General features: G+C 49.2%; 15 protein-coding genes and 1 tRNA gene. 12 read left to right on the forward strand and 4 right to left on the reverse strand.

Going from position 1 to position 16,550, the window contains the following annotated elements; all coding sequences use genetic code 11:
* Positions 1–13: 13 nt before the first annotated feature.
* From tolR to nadA, 9 genes are all read left to right on the forward strand, one after another.
* Positions 14–475 (forward strand): protein TolR, encoded by a 462-nt coding sequence (tolR, locus tag J7438_RS17015; RefSeq protein WP_286196655.1) that lies wholly within the window; start codon positions 14–16, stop codon positions 473–475.
* Entirely contained in the window at positions 476–1,324 is an 849-nt protein-coding gene (tolA, locus tag J7438_RS17020) for a cell envelope integrity protein TolA (RefSeq protein ID WP_209202649.1), read from the forward strand. It begins immediately after the preceding gene.
* Complete coding sequence (gene tolB, locus J7438_RS17025) at positions 1,321–2,655, forward strand: Tol-Pal system beta propeller repeat protein TolB (RefSeq protein WP_286196656.1); 1,335 nt, start codon at positions 1,321–1,323, stop codon at positions 2,653–2,655. Before tolA ends, tolB begins: the two co-directional genes overlap by 4 nt.
* 233 nt (positions 2,656–2,888) lie before the next feature.
* The gene (locus tag J7438_RS17030; protein WP_209202645.1) at positions 2,889–3,449 is read left to right on the forward strand and encodes an OmpA family protein; all 561 of its coding nucleotides are present in this window, start codon (positions 2,889–2,891) and stop codon (positions 3,447–3,449) included.
* Between the two features lie 122 nt (positions 3,450–3,571).
* A complete protein-coding gene (ybgF, locus tag J7438_RS17035; protein WP_209277493.1) occupies positions 3,572–4,432 on the forward strand; it encodes a tol-pal system protein YbgF in 861 nt (286 codons plus the stop codon).
* A gap of 22 nt (positions 4,433–4,454) precedes the next feature.
* Positions 4,455–5,093: a 7-carboxy-7-deazaguanine synthase QueE gene (queE, locus tag J7438_RS17040; RefSeq protein WP_209277494.1), complete on the forward strand. Its 639-nt coding sequence runs from the start codon at positions 4,455–4,457 to the stop codon at positions 5,091–5,093.
* A gap of 194 nt (positions 5,094–5,287) precedes the next feature.
* Positions 5,288–5,983, forward strand: coding sequence for a 7-cyano-7-deazaguanine synthase QueC (gene queC, locus J7438_RS17045; RefSeq protein WP_209277495.1), 696 nt, complete (start codon positions 5,288–5,290; stop codon positions 5,981–5,983).
* Positions 5,984–6,031: 48 nt separating this feature from the next.
* Positions 6,032–6,107 (forward strand) — tRNA-Lys (locus tag J7438_RS17050).
* A 257-nt stretch (positions 6,108–6,364) separates the two neighbouring features.
* The gene (gene nadA / locus J7438_RS17055) at positions 6,365–7,402 is read left to right on the forward strand and encodes a quinolinate synthase NadA (protein WP_209277496.1); all 1,038 of its coding nucleotides are present in this window, start codon (positions 6,365–6,367) and stop codon (positions 7,400–7,402) included.
* A 63-nt stretch (positions 7,403–7,465) separates the two neighbouring features.
* Here the strand turns inward: nadA and J7438_RS17060 are convergent, their stop codons facing one another.
* Together J7438_RS17060 and J7438_RS17065 are read right to left on the reverse strand one after the other, a co-directional pair.
* The gene (locus tag J7438_RS17060) at positions 7,466–8,860 is read right to left on the reverse strand and encodes an ankyrin repeat domain-containing protein (protein WP_209277497.1); all 1,395 of its coding nucleotides are present in this window, start codon (positions 8,858–8,860) and stop codon (positions 7,466–7,468) included.
* Between the two features lie 187 nt (positions 8,861–9,047).
* The gene (locus J7438_RS17065) at positions 9,048–10,781 is read right to left on the reverse strand and encodes a hypothetical protein (RefSeq protein ID WP_209277498.1); all 1,734 of its coding nucleotides are present in this window, start codon (positions 10,779–10,781) and stop codon (positions 9,048–9,050) included.
* A 721-nt stretch (positions 10,782–11,502) separates the two neighbouring features.
* Here J7438_RS17065 and J7438_RS17070 point away from each other — a divergent pair.
* Positions 11,503–12,588 carry a WD40 repeat domain-containing protein gene (locus tag J7438_RS17070; RefSeq protein ID WP_353620151.1) on the forward strand — a complete coding sequence of 362 codons (1,086 nt, stop codon included), beginning with the start codon at positions 11,503–11,505 and terminating at the stop codon, positions 12,586–12,588.
* A gap of 98 nt (positions 12,589–12,686) precedes the next feature.
* Here the strand turns inward: J7438_RS17070 and J7438_RS17075 are convergent, their stop codons facing one another.
* On the reverse strand, positions 12,687–14,153 hold the full coding sequence (locus J7438_RS17075; RefSeq protein WP_209277500.1) for a M48 family metalloprotease: 1,467 nt from the start codon (positions 14,151–14,153) through the stop codon (positions 12,687–12,689).
* A gap of 238 nt (positions 14,154–14,391) precedes the next feature.
* Here J7438_RS17075 and J7438_RS17080 point away from each other — a divergent pair, with 238 nt between their 5' ends.
* Together J7438_RS17080 and J7438_RS17085 are read left to right on the forward strand one after the other, a co-directional pair.
* Positions 14,392–14,619 (forward strand): sulfurtransferase TusA family protein, encoded by a 228-nt coding sequence (locus tag J7438_RS17080; protein ID WP_209202629.1) that lies wholly within the window; start codon positions 14,392–14,394, stop codon positions 14,617–14,619.
* 59 nt (positions 14,620–14,678) lie between these two features.
* The gene (locus J7438_RS17085; protein WP_209277501.1) at positions 14,679–15,743 is read left to right on the forward strand and encodes an AI-2E family transporter; all 1,065 of its coding nucleotides are present in this window, start codon (positions 14,679–14,681) and stop codon (positions 15,741–15,743) included.
* Between the two features lie 73 nt (positions 15,744–15,816).
* On the opposite strand, the gene J7438_RS17090 is transcribed toward J7438_RS17085, so the two are convergent.
* A complete protein-coding gene (locus J7438_RS17090) occupies positions 15,817–16,329 on the reverse strand; it encodes a peroxiredoxin (protein WP_209202625.1) in 513 nt (170 codons plus the stop codon).
* Positions 16,330–16,550: the final 221 nt, after the last annotated feature.

Consider the following 16,550-nt stretch of genomic DNA (forward strand, 5'->3'; position numbering starts at 1 on the left):
GGATCTTACCGAAATGTCACCGATGATAAGTGGGGCAAAGATAAGAAATCGTCGTAAACCCATGTCTGAAATAAACATGGTGCCGTTTATCGATATCATGATGGTGCTACTGGTCGCTTTTATGATCACTGCGCCCATGATGACCCAGGGCGTGAAAGTTGAGCTGCCCAAAACCAGTAGCGATAATATTGCCCAGCCAGAAGATAAAGAAGTCCTGGTCATCTCTATCAAGGCGGATGGCAGTTATTATATGGACGTCGGATCTGACCATGACAAAGCCGTGAATCTTTCGTCCCTGACAGAGAAAGTCAGCAAGGTCGTGAGTGCCAGACCCGGTATTCAAGTATTGATTCAAGGAGACACCAACGTTGCTTATGGATCAGTAGTTCAATTAATGGCTGGCCTGCAAAACTCAGGTATCAGTCATGTTGGGCTGGTCACTGATCCGGTGGCGGTTGGCATGGAAGAGCGGTAGATGAAGAGATGGTTTAATATTGCTTTTCCAGCCTTTATAGCGAGGGTGACCGAAGGTTATGGGTTTGCTGTAGCCCTCTCTCTGATGCTTCATCTCATGATGTTTGGTGTGCTTTTAGTCAACTGGAGTGCCGACGCCCATCCAAAAATAGCACCACCAGTGCCCATCAGCGCAGCATTGGTATCGTTGCCTGAACCGGCGGCAAAACCGCAAACCGTTAGGAAACCTGCGCAGAATCATATGGAACAAAAGCGCAAAGAAGAGGCAAAAAGGCGGGCGGAAGCCAAGAGAATAGCAGAGGCAAAGCGCAAAAAAGCGGAACAGCAGCGAAAGGAGCAGGAGCGGCAGAAAGCCCTGGCCTTGAAGCGGGAAGAGGAAAGAAAAAAAGATGAGCTTCGCAAAAAGGAAGAAGCTGCCCGGGAACGTCAGGAGCTGGAGAGGCGTCAGCGGGAAAAGGAGCAAAAGCGCAAAGAGCAGCAAGCGCTTGAGCAAGCCATGGCAATGGAACAGCAGGCTTTGGCAGCTGCTCAGCAGCTTGAGCATGACCAGCTGTTGCAAGCACAATATGCCGAGCTGATTAAAAGCCTGACCTCCCGTTATTGGAGCAGGCCTCCCAGTGCACGAAATAATATGGTGGCAGAAATTCGAATCAGTCTTTCTCCCTTTGGGGATGTGCTGGATATTACTATGCTGAAGTCCAGTGGTAATGATGAGTTTGATCGCTCCGTTATTCAGGCTATACGCCGAGCGTCGCCCTTTTCGGAGCTGAAGGATCTTGAGCGGCGAATTTTTGAACAACACTTCCGACGAATCACCTTCCGATTCAGGCCCGAGGATCTGGTTAAATGAGGCACTTATTCAAAACCTGTTTATTATTTTACTGTCTGCTCTGGGGAATGAGTGCTCAGGCAGAGCTTGTTATTGAGGTCACCCAGGGAAATGACCAGGCTGTGTCCATGGCAGTTTCCCCCTTCAGCTGGACAGGGGGGAAAGTGTTGCCGGAAGACCCGGCGGCAATCATTGATAACGATTTGAAACTCAGCGGCCTGTTCAAGGCGCTGCCAAGAACCAGTATGCTCAGCTTCCCGGCCAGTGAGCCGGAAGTTTATTATCGTGACTGGAGGTTGCTTGGGGCTTCTTACCTGGTAACAGGGCAGGTGACCCTCAGGGACAAAGCTTACACCATGAACTATCAGCTTTATGATGTTGTCAGGGGAAAGCGCATTGCCAAGGGGGGATTTACCGGAAACAGTGCCCAGCTTCGGGAGATGGCCCATCGCATCAGCGATGTTGTCTATGAAAAGATCACGGGCCTGAAGGGCGATTTTTCCACCCGGATTCTCTACGTAACCGCCCAGAGGCATGACGCTGAAAGAACCGATTACCAACTAAATTATGCCGATGCGGATGGTAAACGTAACAGGAAGGTGTTCAGCTCCAGCGAGCCTATTTTATCGCCCAGCTGGTCGCCAGATGGAACAAGGGTTACCTATGTCTCCTTCGAGCAGGGTCGCCCTGCCATTTATATGCAGGAACTGGCAACGGGCATTCGCAAGAAACTGACCGGTTTTAAAGGGCTGAATAACTCTCCGGTATGGGCACCGAACGGTAAATCCATTGCCATGGTGCTTTCCAAAGATGGTAATCCGGACATTTATATTCTTGACCTGGCAACGAATAAAATCAGTAATGTCTCGACTCACTACGCCATAGACACTGAACCAGACTGGATGCCAGATGGTAACAGTATCGTGTTTACCTCAAACCGGGGTGGGAGTCCTCAGGTCTATCAGCAGGAGGTCAGCCGTAAAAGTGATGGTGAATTTATCACAACAGGTAAGCCCCGTCGTCTAACCTTTGAAGGGCGGTTCAATGCCCGGGCCAAGGTCTTTCCCGATGGTAAGTCGCTGGCTCTGGTGCATAAAGGGGAGGGAGCCGCCGACTTTAATATCGCGGTGCTCGACCTGGATACCGATAGACTGCGGCTGCTGACGTCATCCAGACTGGAAGATTCTCCCAGTATTGCCCCGGGTGGGCGCAGACTGATCTATTCTGTACAGGGTGGCAAGAATGGCGAGCTGGGTATTGTTTCTGCTGATGGGCGGGTGAAACAGCGATTGCCTTCTGCCAAGGGTGATGTCCGGGAGCCTGCATGGGGCCCGGCTATTGAGCTCAGGTAACGTAAAGGCAGGGTGACCGTTCTACAGTCCTGTGAAGCAGAGCGTAGACAGTCACTTTTGCCCTGCCGATTTTCCGACTTGCTGCTATGCTCGTTTAAACTGCTTTTTTCCGGTAGCCCTTTCTCTGAGGAAACCTCATCATCCCTTGCTATTCGGGCTAGTCGGGTGACTTCAGTTCTGATAGTGTACTGCACAAATCTTTGTAATCCCGTAGAGAATGATTGGAGTTAAAAATGCAAATCGCCAATGTTGTTAAAGCGGCTTCTATGGCTGTAGCCGCTCTCTGGCTGGCAGGGTGTGCTTCCAAGAAAGAGCCAACCACAGCAGAAATCCAGCCGCCGGTTGTTACTGTTGAAGAAGAGGTGCTGGTTGAAGTTCAGCCTGTTCTGGATCCTGCAGTTCAGGCAGTGATTGACAGTGGTCGAATTGATGAGTCTCCGGAAGAGATTCAGGAGCTTCTGGAGAAAAACACCTATTTCTTCCCATTTGACAGCGCCAGGCTGGATAATGATGCATACAAGGCTCTGGATGTGCATGCTGCCTACCTGACTTCTGATATGGGTTACATGAAAAATATCGTCATTCAGGGTCATACTGATGAGCGTGGTACCCGCACTTACAACCTGGCCCTGGGTGAGCGTCGTGGCAAAGCGGTGATGGATTACCTGGCCGCTAAAGGTGTAGCAGCGAACCGTATTGAAGTGATCAGCTTTGGCTTTGAGAAGCCTCTGGATCCTGAGCACAGTGAAAGTGCGTGGTCTTTGAACCGTCGTGCGGTAATTGTTACTGAGTAAGCAATAATACCAGTCATATTCCTGATGCTCTCCCGGAAAGGGCTTGCTGACTTGCTGAAAAGCAGCCCGGTGAGAAAGCCTCCTGGAATATGACTGGTATCATTATTTCGTCCGGGGGATGAATGCGTAGAGGAAACACTAACCCAAAGCTGATGGCGATGCTGGCTTTTCCAGTGTTGCTTGCTGGTGCTCTGAATGGCGTGGCAATTGCCGCCGCCCCGGTGGAAGAACCCAGGCCTCTGGGGCTTTTAGCTGAATCTCAGACGGTTGTCAGTCAGATCTCAGATGATCCTGTTGTGATTTCATCCTCATCGGATAGCGATTCTGATTTCAATGGTACAGCACACCTGCTGAATACAATTGATCAGCTTCGACAGGAAATGATGGAAATGCGCGGGCAGCTGGAAGAGCAGGCCTTTCGCATTGAGCAACTGCAGCAGGAAGGTCGGGACAGGTATCTTGACCTTGATGATCGAATCTCTCGATTGAAAGATCAGTCCGGGAAAGTACCAGTACCCCCGGCCCCAGTTGCCAACTTAAAGCCACCAATAGTGAGCGCACCAGTGGCAGAGGCGGCAGACAAAAACAATCAATCGGCCTTGAAAGCCGAGGAAGCAGCTTACCAGTCGGCATTTGCCCTGATTCGCTCCAAACAGTTTGATAAAGCGAAAAACGCACTTCAGGAACAGCTGAAAACCTATCCTGAAGGCCGTTACGCAGACAATGCCCACTATTGGCTGGGTGAAGTTGATATGGCTCAAGGGCATTACGATGCCGCCAAAGTCTCCTTCCAGATCATTTTGAATGAGTTTCCAAAAAGTCCAAAAGTTCCGGATGCCAGCTATAAGCTTGGGCGAGTGCATGACTTGCTCGGCAATCAGAAAGAGGCAAAGAGACTCCTTGAACTGGTTGTTCAGCAATATCCTGATAGCTCGGCAGCCAGGCTTTCCGATACTTATTTGAGAACCATGGGCGATTCCTGAGATCTGATGGCAGTCATCCTCAATGCTGAGAATTACCGAGATATTTTACTCATTGCAGGGCGAGACCAGAACCACCGGGTTGCCTACGGTATTTGTGCGCTTAACCGGCTGTCCCCTCCGTTGTCGCTGGTGTGATACGGAGTATGCCTTTAAGGGGGGAGAGTTATTATCCGCTGAAGAAATCCTGCAGAGAGTATCAGAATATAACCCCGGATATGTCACCGTGACGGGAGGTGAGCCACTGGCCCAGAAAGCATGCCATGGGTTGCTGAGTCTTCTGGCTGACCAGGGTTATGAGGTTTCTCTTGAAACCAGTGGGGCAATCAGCCTCTCTGAGGTTGACGCCAGGGTGGTCAAGGTAATGGATTTGAAGCCTCCAGCCTCAGGCGAGTCCCATCGTAACCTGTATGAAAATATCGGTTTTCTGAACAGACAAGACCAGTTGAAATTTGTGATTGCTGATCGTGAGGATTATGAATGGTCTGTCTCCAAATTGATCCAATACGACCTGGCGAACAGGGTTTCCGATGTTCTTTTTTCTCCGGTCAGTGGCACCATGTCTGCCCGGGTATTGGCGGGTTGGATCCTTGAAGACAGGCTGCCGGTGAGATTTCAATTACAGCTTCACCGGATGATCTGGGGTGATCAGCCGGGTGTCTAGGAGGCTGTCCGAGAATAGCGCCCGTAGCGAGGATGGCAGAAAATTGAGGATAAAAATTCCGTTTTGTGAGGTGAATAGCGGGGCTATTTGCCGAACAAAACGGAATTTTTAGACCAATTTGCTGCCACCGCAGTAGGGCAGTCTATTCTCGGTCAGCCTCCTAGCCCGGATATTTCATAAAAAAGGTGTTGCAGATGAACAGAGCAGTAGTCCTATTATCCGGAGGTTTGGATTCGGCCACCGTTCTGGCAATGGCTTCAGAACAGGGGTTTGAATGTTACTCGGTCAGTTTTGATTATGGGCAACGCCATCGTGTTGAGCTTGAGGCTTCCCGCAAGGTGGCTGAGGCTCTGGGGGTTAGTGAACACAAGGTGTTAAAGCTGGGGTTGACTGATATAGGCGGTTCAGCGCTGACCGATGATGATATTGCAGTCCCGGATTTCGACGATCCCCTCAAGGAGGCCCAGAGCCAGGTTCCGGTCACTTATGTTCCTGCAAGGAATACGGTTTTTCTCTCTCTTGCCCTTGGTTGGGCAGAAGTACTGGGGGCTCGTGATATTTTTATTGGTGCCAATATCGTAGATTACTCGAATTATCCTGACTGTCGCCCGGAGTACCTGAAAGCATTTGAAGATATGGCGAATCTTGCCACACGGGCTGGTGTTGAAGGTGATCTTTTTCGGATCAGGGCACCACTGCTGAATTTAACCAAGTCTGAAATAATATCTGAAGGTGTCAGGCTGGGGGTGGATTATGGTATGACCGTCTCTTGCTACCAGGCCGATGAATACGGCGCAGCCTGCGGTGTTTGTGATAGTTGCTGTTACCGGCGAAAGGGGTTTCTTGAAGCAGGGGTCGAGGACCCGACGACTTATCGCATTGCGGTTTAACTCGAATCACTTGTAAAACGAATTCTGGCGCGTATAATTTCGCTGATTGGGTCGTTAGCTCAGTTGGTAGAGCAGTTGGCTTTTAACCAATTGGTCGTAGGTTCGAATCCTACACGACCCACCACTTCCTGCCAAACCCTCTTGTTTACCTCTTCACCATAATTATTAATAGTGCTGATGCTGTGTTAGAATACTTGCCACATTTTTTTTAGAAAATGGCGGTGTGAAAATAGTGCGGAGCTGGACTTCCTGCCATTGTGGGGATAGCGGCAACGTCATATTTTCGGCTTATGGCTGATTGAAAGAGGAAGTTGCAGACACTTACCTGCCATGAAACAGTTCATCCTGGAAGGGTAAAGTGCTTTGCCGGATGCAAGCTTTATGAATGCAGTGATAGACAGAGAGCTCGTTCAGGGCCATTTGCAGAAGGCTCCATTAGCGGTGGATCCGGTTGCGAAGGAAGCCAAAAAAAACAGAATCAAACAGCTCCTGAAAGAGAGGGGAGCGGTTCTGGTTGCCCACTATTATACAGATCCTGTCGTTCAGGAACTGGCTGATGAGACCGGTGGCTTTATTGCCGACTCATTGGAAATGGCACGCTTTGGTGCCCGGCACGATGCCAAAACGCTGATCGTGGCTGGTGTTCGTTTTATGGGGGAAACCGCTAAAATTCTCAGCCCGGAAAAGCGGGTTCTGATGCCGACCCTCGAAGCAGAGTGTTCCCTTGACCTGGGCTGCCCTGTAGAAGAATTTTCCGCTTTTTGTGATCAACACCCTGACCGGGAAGTTGTCGTCTATGCCAATACGTCTGCTGCCGTAAAAGCACGGGCAGACTGGGTAGTAACCTCCAGCTGTGCGCTTGATATCATCGAAGATCTTGATGCCCAGGGTAAAGCCATTATCTGGGGGCCGGATAAATACCTTGGCAGCTATATTCAAAAAAATACCGGTGCCGATATGCTGCTCTGGGACAGTAGCTGTATTGTCCATGAAGAGTTCAAGGCGAAAGGTATTGAAGACCTGAAACGTGTTTATCCTGATGCTGCCGTGCTGGTTCATCCGGAGTCCCCTGACTCAGTGGTTGAGATTGCTGATGTGGTGGGATCGACGAGTCAGTTATTGAAAGCTTCTCAGGACATGCCCAACAGCGCATTCATTGTGGCTACGGACCGTGGGATTTTCTATAAAATGCAGCAGGCTTCACCTGAGAAACGTTTTATAGAGGCTCCCACCGCAGGCAGTGGTGCCACGTGCCGCAGTTGTGCCCATTGCCCATGGATGGCAATGAATACCCTTGATGCTCTGCTGGAATGTCTGGAAGCTCCAGGTGACCTGAATGTCATTGAGGTCAGTGATGAGTTGCGGGGTAAGGCACTGAAGCCCTTACAACGCATGTTGGACTTTACAGCGGCCGGTTAACATTAATTATCTTCCCGGTTTCTGATCAGGTCGTCTGAGAATGGACGGCCTCCCGAGACAGTATTATAAGCTCTTCCCGTTTCTACCCATGTAATTTATCAAAGTGGCTTGTAAATTATGTGATTCAGCTTCCGACCCAGGTGTAAACCCTGCATAGAGTTCCAGCGGCGTACCTCCTTTATAGAAATAGAAAGATTTGTTAAGCAGGTGCTGCTTGAACATATAAAAAGTGTTGTGAGATTTTGTCTCTATGTACCAAAAAAATTTGTTAATGCTGGCTTTGCCTTTATACAAATTGCCACCATTGTCGATAAGTTTGAACATTGTCAGCTGGTGGCCCTCTAAAGCGGCAAAATGCATGGGAGTCGCTTTGCCATTCCGCCGACCGGTGCTTAGGTCTATCCTGGCGTTGCGTTTTATCAGATGGTCGATCATTTCCAGGTTGCCAGACCAGGCAGCCAGGTGGAGCAGCCGAATGCCGCCTGTAATGATTGGCTTATTGACATCTGGAACGGCACTGATCAGCATGCTGATAATATCGTTATTGCCTTGCTTAAAGGCCTTATAAAAATAGGAGCTGGCGATGTTATGATAAAATCTTTTGACATTGGCTCCAGCCGATAATAGTACCCTCATTGTATCGATATCTTCGATTTCCATGCTTTTCTGTAGCGCTGTCAGGCCATCCGGGTAAAGCAAGTCCAGGTAAAGTGAGTCCGGGTAAAGCGAATTCGGGCAAGGCGAGTCCGGGTTAGCTTTACCCTCTTTGCAGAGAATCTCTACTGATTTCGATTGTCTGTTCTTCACTGCCCAGTGTAGCGCTTCTTGTTTTTCTATTCTGGCATCGGGAAAAGTTGCACACAGATAAGATAAAACTCTCTTATTACCCGATATGGCCGCCCTTGCAAAAGGATTTAAGGCAGGATTTTCGCCTGCACCCGTTGTTGTCAGGCGCATAAACGTCGAAGAAGGCACAGCTTGTGCCAGATGGTTGATGACCTTTGCATTATCGTTTGAGCATGCCCGCAGGAATAACGACTGAAAATCCTCCACGCTGATTTCCTGTCCATCATCCAGAGGTAATTTGAATGGTAATTGGGGAAAGGGCAAGGATGATTCAGAGGCATTTTCAGACGTCGTGTCATCGTCATCTAAATCGATATCAAGGCAGGGCGTGTAGGCCGCCTCCCTGGCAAAAGGAGAAAGCCGGACAATTCTCTGGAAGAGGGTCTGGATAAAAGATTCATGGGGTTGGACGGTGGGGAGATTTCCTGTAGGTGTTGTTTCGCGAACGCGCTTACCGTTGAAATTGACTCGAATGGTCTCCGGGTGTGTTCCAGAGGGGGGATTCGAACCAGGATTGCTATCTGTTCTGCGGTTAGCTGTTCTGGGATTTAATGTAAAGCTAAACTCGAATGTATATGTCCTGTAGGTTGATGGATTAGTATAGGAGAACATGGGCATTATTAGAGTCCTTCTTAAATTATTTACCTGGTCAATGTTTATCTGACCGTTTAGATAGCAGATAGTTCCCGGGGATGACGTGAACCTGATAATTATTTTGAGGTCAAACGGCGTTTCATAGTCCAGCTACAGGGCTTTATTTTGAAAGCAGCAGCATCACACAATTCTCACCTAAAGCCTGCTACCGGCCTTGTGAAATGTTCTTAAATGTCAATTTCTGCAATTGCACCAATATTTCGGTGCCTCTCTCGCTGATCTGACGAAAACAGGGATCTGTGCTTTGCAGCTTCTCCCAGGAAAACGGGGTGGCCAGCCGGGTCATACTCAACGGCCAGGCCGGATGAGGGGGGGGTGAATGCTTAATGATGCTTTGGTGAAGATAATCCCGGGCTCGCAGACGTCGTAATGCTAACTTCTGGATAATGGGTTCAAGTACGCAATGCAAATTACTATCGGTATTCTTGTTTAGCAAAATCAGTTCACTTATCAGATGACTCCAAGTGTAGAGTTGGCAGAATTTTTTGTTGGCCTTTACTAAAAAATCAGAAACAGCCTGTTCTGTCGGGGATAAGGGCGCAGGAAGCTGTTGCCATAACGTCTTATAAGTTTCAAGCTCCAGGCAAAGGGCTGATGAAGCATATTGCTTTTTGTAAACTTCAGTCGCTTCCTTCAGTTTTTCTTTAAATTTCGTGAAGGCTAATAATGATTCTGGAGGTTCCAGCCTCTTCCGTGATTCGAGGGCTGTGGAAACCCAGAGAGCTGAATCATTGATCATTTCTCCCAGCTTTCTGTTGTTTTCCCGATGGATGATTTCAGTTACTTCACGATAGGATACAAACAAAGGGCCTGTTTTTTGCCTGTCATGGTGGTCGAGCACAAACGTCCGAACATAGGGGCAGGACCGATCCCTACTATTAGCCACCTTCGATCTGCTCTCATGCACCGGGTCCGCAATAAAATACATTTGGTGAGCCCTGACATTGCCCTCAGCATCAATCACCTGTACCAGTGGTTTGCCGCGATAGAGAGTATTCAAACAACCAGGGTCGTGCAGTCTCCAGCCGGACAGCTGGCCCTTTGTCAGATAAGTTCTGAGTATATTCTCATCCTCAATGGGGTTTTCGGTTTTTTTTTGGCGAACCTCGGTTGTCCTGGGCGAGGCAAAACGTGAGTTTTTCATACAAAAAGCGCAGGTTAGTCGTTCATCAAACTCTGTTACTTCCGGAGCTGCGGCCTGAGCTTGCAGCACGGCACCGTGTGCATGACAAGGATAGTTTCCGGAAAAAAACAGGCCTTCATCAACATAGTGGCTGAGCAGCTCGGGGTTCTCCAATAACAGGCGACATAACTCCGATTCACTGTGGTGCTCGGTAAAAGTCTGGTATCGCTCCTCCACGGTGTTGGGTAGTGAGTAGCGGCCAGGGTGCCAATGATTTTCATGATTGGTTATCGCTTTCTCTCCGGGAGAGGCGATCTCTTTATACCAACGTGCTTGATATTTGGCGCGTTTCTCGTTCGGGTCTGCCATGGCATCTACTCTGCGGGTTACATCGAGCCAGCTTCGTACAACCCAGATATCCCGCTCCTGGAGCGTCCTGATCATCTGATCCAAACCCGGCGGATAGCCACTGTGCTGATCAACAAGATAAAGACGCTTGCCAGGATTCAGCGGGATGACTGTGTAACCCGGACCATTACAGGTAAGAAGAAAAAAACCAACGGCATCTGACGCAAGTTTTGCCTCCAGATAATCTCCCGGTTGATTGTCATGGAGATTTGGCTTTTTTAGAGGTATCGGTTTATGTCTGGGGTCTTGCTCCAGTTTGGCACTGGCCGGACAGCTGGCAAAATTACCATGCTGGTCCATTAGATGGTGGATTTCCGGATCAGATTTCGGTACGCATCGAACGAGCATATTCGACCCCAGGCTCATACTTTAATAAACGTTAGTGGTCATTGCATAGACTTTTTTTTCATTGGATGGTTCCACACTCTTTGCCGTATAAATTCCAGAGTCTGGCGATAATATTGTCTAATTAACGGGTAAAGCTTTTGCAGCTATATTCGTGCGTCTTCCGGATGAAAAATATTGCATTTCTCTTTATCGGGGCAGAGATCGAACAGAGTTATATAACTTGAATTCATTATTTCATACTCGGAAATGAACTCCAGAGTTGTTAACGGTCAGAGGTTCTATGAACGATAAGATTGGTGATAATGCTAATTTTTTCCCTCACCACTGCGGTGGGACAATTCCGTGTCACAATGAGGCAGGAGAAAAAACTGCAGAGAGGGTTTCGGTTGTTCCCCCGGAACAGGTGTCGCCTTTATTGGCCTTACCAAATGAAACCCTGATTAAAATTGCTGACAACCTGAGTTTCGTTGATTGGAGAAGCCTGGATTTGACCAGCAGGCGGTTAAATACACTTTTTAACACCGAAGAACGGCTGAAAATCCTATTCGCTCGATATTATGGATCTCCCTCTGAAGCCTATAGAAGAATAATTGAAAACAGGGGTATACCTGCTGTTCCAAACAATGAAATCAAGAACCCTTTTTTACGACTTGCTCATGGAAGATACGTAAGCAATGAGTACCTGGCTTCCCTTGGAAATGATGCCTCGCAAACATGTGTGATGACGCTGTCTGGGCACACTGCCGAGGTGAGATCAGTCACGCAGTTAAACGATGGGCGGCTGGCTACCTGCTCTGCTGACAGGACCATAAAGATATGGGATCTGAGCATGCCCGATGGACAGCGATGTGTGAGGACGCTGACTGGACATACTGGCAGAGTGAACTCAGTTACGCAATTGCCTGATGGGCGGCTGGTTTCATGCTCTGATGACGAGACCGTAAAGGTGTGGGATCTGAACAAGCTTGATGAGGATCCATGCGTGGCGACGTTGAAAGGGCATTACCTCCACGTGCACTCAGTTACGCCATTGGCCGGTGGGTGGCTGGCTTCCTGCGCTACTGACAAAACCATAAAGGTGTGGGATCTGAGTAAGCCTGACGGGAAGCAATGCGTGGCGACGCTGCGTGGGCATACCAAGGGGGTGAGTTCGGTCACGCAATTGCCTAATGGGCTGCTGGCCTCCGGCGCTGGTGACCAAACCGTAAAGGTGTGGGATCTAAGCAAACTTGATGATGAGCCATGTGTGGCGACGCTCAGTGGGCATACCCGCTGGGTGGAATCTGTCGCGGCATTTGACGATGGGCTGATTGCCTCTTGCTCTCTTGACAAGACCGTAAAGGTTTGGGATCTCAGCAAGCCTGACGGGCAGCAATGCGTGGCGACGCTGAATGGGCATACCAACTGGGTGAGATCTGTCACGGTATTGGTTGATGGTCGGCTGGCTTCCTGTGCTGGTGACTATCACGATGACATACTTGGTGACGGCTCTGGTGACAAGAGCATAAAGGTGTGGGATCTGAGCATGCCCGATGGGCAGCAATGTGTGGCGTCGCTCACTGGGCATAACTATTGGGTGAACTCAGTCACGCAATTGACCAATGGGATGCTGGCTTCCTGCTCTGAAGACAGGACCGTAAGGGTGTGGGATATCAAGGGGGGGGGATGCTTGTCCAGGCTGAATGGGCGTGCTGACGGAGTGAACTTAGTCATGGCAATGGCCGATGTGCGGCGGGATTCCTGCTCCTCCCCCTCTAAGGAAGAAAAATCGTTGCCTGATAATAAAAAAAATACCAAAGGTATCTGAGTAAAAGTTGTCGTGTAGGGCCGCCAGTTCTCGGACAGCCTCCTGGAGTCCCTGAAATTTTTCAGGGCCAGGCAGGAGCGTCTTCTGGTTTAAATTGATTATGAATTTCTCATTTTCTGGCGATAGTTTTGCATATCCGTCAGCTTTTGCTGAAGTTTTGATTTGAGCGAGAAGTTATCTCCTGACATCTTTAATGCATACTGCAGGTGTCTGATAGCATCGTCCAGATTGCCATTCAGAAAGAAGTACTCAGCCCTTGACTGATGCAGGCCGACAATATCCTCTGCCAGCCCCTGAACTTCCGCCAGCTCAAACCAGATGTCCGGGTCGTCCGGGCGGAGGCGGCTGAGTTTCTGCAGCTCATCCCGGGCACTGGCATAATCCTGTTGTTGCAGCAGAATTTCTGCCCGAGTGGCCAGCAGCGGGTAGCTTTGTGGGTTGGTGTTCAGTGCCTGGTCGATGCGTTTAAGGCCCTGGCTGGCTTTTCCGGACCCGGCTTGTACCAGGGACTGGGTCATAATCAGGTAAGGGTTATCAGGGTATTGTTGCAGCAAAAGTTTTATCTGCTGCTCTGCTACCGTGAAGTTTCGGGTTTTCATGCTGGCCAGCACCAAACCATATCGAGTGGGAGCCAGGCTGGCTGCTGATGTGGCGGTTAATCCGGACTCTAATTCCTTGTTCAGCTGTCTGGCCATTTCATGATGGTTGTTGCTGTTCAGGACGGCAGCACGTACTCGCATGAATTGGTAGTTTTGTGAGCCTTTCATGGTTTTTAACTGCTGGTCTGACATCTGGTCAGCCCGGGCCCGGGAGTCTGCGATACGGTTTTCTGTCACCGGGTGTGTCAGCAGGAATTCCGGAGGACGGCTGCCGTAGCGGCTGGCTTTGTTCATTTGTTCAAAGATTTCAGGCATGGCCTGTGGGTCAAAGCCCGCCCTGGCAAGGGTGGTGATGCCGATATTATCCGCTTCCCGTTCAAACTGGCGACTGAAACGAAGCCGTGCACTTTGCATTCCTGCCACCGTTGAGGTCAGTGCTGCGGCACCGGCATCTCCCCCTGCGGTGGCCATGATCAGTATGGACCCAAGAATGGCGGCGGCATTGGGGATGCTTTTGTTCCGCGCCTCTTCAACATTGCGGGCGTAGTGACGCTGGCTCAAGTGTGCCAGTTCGTGTGCCAGAACGGCGGCAAACTGTGCTTCAGTTTCGGCATTGAGAAACAGGCCGGTGTTGACGCCAACGATGCCGCCCGGGGCAGCAAAAGCATTCAGGACCGGGCTGTCAATCACCAGTGGGACCAGCCGGTGATCTTGCAGTTGGCTGGCAGCGGCCAGTCGGAAGATAAGGTTTTCCAGGTAGTCTTTCAGTTGCGGGTCAGAAACTATGGGGGTTTGATTGCGCAGGGCTTTTAACCATGACCGTCCAAGCTCGTGCTCTTCCTGTTGGGAAATAATACCCGAAGTACTGTCACCAAGGATCGGCAGGTTGAGGTTGCTGCTCATGGTGACGCTGGAGTAGGTCGACAGTAAAGTGGTCAGTGCTGTGGCTAAGATAAATACTGACAAAAAGCCCGCTCGTTTCATAGAATATCCATACCCGTGTTTTCTACAGTACACTTTATCACGAATCTGTTTATGGTTGAGCAATATAAGTAGTCATAATAGTGGTTGTTCATAGACGGGATATTTCCTCTTTTAACCAGTTGCCCGCTAAAGTGCTTAAACAGTTTTGACGTTTACACTGTCGTTGATATTAATGTTAGGTATTTATACTGTTGCAGCCTGTAAAGAATGAGTCGTTATTATGGATGTTGATCAGGAGCTTGATCTTAAAGGTATGAACTGTCCACTGCCACTGCTGAAGGCCAAACAGGCACTCAGTCGATTGCAGTCAGGTCAGGTTATCAGAGTGTATGCGACGGATCCCGGTTCGGTCAGGGATTTTGCCAGCTTTGCTAATATCAGCGGGCATATCCTGCTGGCCAGTGAAGAAGAGCACGGCGTTTATATCCATACATTGCAGCATAAGTAGTAAGGGATTTGCGTTGAATAATGAATCTTGAGTCAGTTGAATAACTAACGGAGCATTTGATGCTGAATGTAATTAAGGGATGGCTGCACAGCTATCTCTCGGATCAGGAAGCGATTGTTCTTCTGATCCTATTGCTGGTTGGCTTTGTTGTTGTGCTGACCATGGGGAAAATGCTGGCACCGGCATTGGCCGCTTTGATTTTTGCGTTTCTGATGCAAGGTCTGGTGAACTGGCTTGAGCGGCAGCGAATGCCTCATCTTCTGGCCGTTAACCTGGTTTTTATCGGATTCCTTGCCGCGTTGTTGCTGGTGATTTTTGTGGTGGTGCCATTGGTTTGGGAACAGGTGACTCATCTGTTAAATGCCATGCCAGGCATGGTTCGTCAGGGGCAGGCGTTGCTGGTGAGTTTGCCTGATTTATACCCGGGCTTTGTTTCTGAGCACCAGGTTAGCCTGTTGGTCACAACCATTAATAAGCACCTGGCTGACTTTGGTCAGTGGGCATTGTCTTTTTCGCTGTCCAAGCTCCCCGGTATCGTTGCTCTTCTGGTCTACCTGATTCTGGTGCCTATCCTGGTTTTCTTTTTTCTCAAGGATAAAGAGGTTTTGCTGGGTTGGATGACCGGTATTCTCCCTCGCCGTCGCAGGTTGATTGACCAAGTTGCTGATGAGATGAATGACCAGATTGCCAACTATATCCGGGGGAAGGCGATAGAAATTGTTATTGTCGGGGGGGTCAGTTATGTGCTGTTTGCCCTGTTAGGGTTAAGCTATTCTGCGCTTCTGGCGGTGATAGTCGGTTTCTCGGTGGTTGTGCCCTATATCGGGGCGACTGTGGTGACGATTCCCGTTGCCTTAATTGGTTTTTTCCAATGGGGATTGGATGATCAGTTTGTTATTTTGATGGTGGGCTATGGGATCATTCAGGCGCTGGATGGTAATGTTCTGGTGCCGTTGCTTTTCTCTGAAGCGGTGAACCTTCATCCTGTTGCCATTATCATTGCCGTTCTGGTGTTTGGCGGCTTGTGGGGGTTCTGGGGGATCTTCTTTGCCATTCCCCTGGCAACCTTGTTAAAGGCGGTAATGAATGCCTGGCCGACAGTGGCGGATGTGGAGTTAAGTTAAAGACAACTGCTGAAAAAGCGGGCAAGGCCCACTTTTTCAGTTCGCAAGAGAACGTTTTTATTACTCCTTTTTATTACTCCTCTTCATTGCTGTTGTCACTGCTATCGGTCTGCGCCTGAGTGTCTACCATTTGTGCGGCCTGCAGAACATCTTCAACATGCCCTTTAATGCGAACCTTTCGCCACTCGTGTTGCAGTACACCATTACTGTCGATCAGGAAGGTGCTGCGTTCGATACCCATATACTCCTTGCCATACATCTGCTTTAACTTGATGACGTCAAACAATTTGCAGAGCGTTTCATCTTTATCTGAGATCAGCTCAAAAGGGAACTCGTATTTGGCCCGGAAGTTTTCATGAGCCTTGATGCCATCTTTGGATACGCCAAAGACCAGCGTGTCTGACTCTTGAAATTGGCTGTAATGATCTCTGAAGGCCTGTCCTTCACTGGTACAGCCAGGGGTATTGTCTTTTGGGTAGAAAAACAGGACGACTTTACGGCCTTTGAGTTCAGAGAGTTTGACCGTCGTGTCACTGGTCGCTTGGGCGGTAAAGTCAGGAACGGGTTGGCCCAGAGTTACGCTCATGTTTTATCCTTAGTCGCTCTCATTAGTCATTATTAATTTCAGGGGAGTTAGTTTAAACCATCACTGAAAAAAAGGCAGGCCTAAAAGGTATTCAAATATTTTAAGCTTTTTCTCTTATTCGACTTCAGTTTTTCAACAAAGTTCAACAAACAGCCAGGCCGGGATGGATTTCGGCCTTGTGAATGTAAAAGGGCGTTAGTAACATTACGCAAGATTCTGCC

Source organism: Thalassotalea sp. G20_0 (genome assembly GCF_017744175.1).
GTDB lineage: Bacteria > Pseudomonadota > Gammaproteobacteria > Pseudomonadales > Endozoicomonadaceae > Endozoicomonas.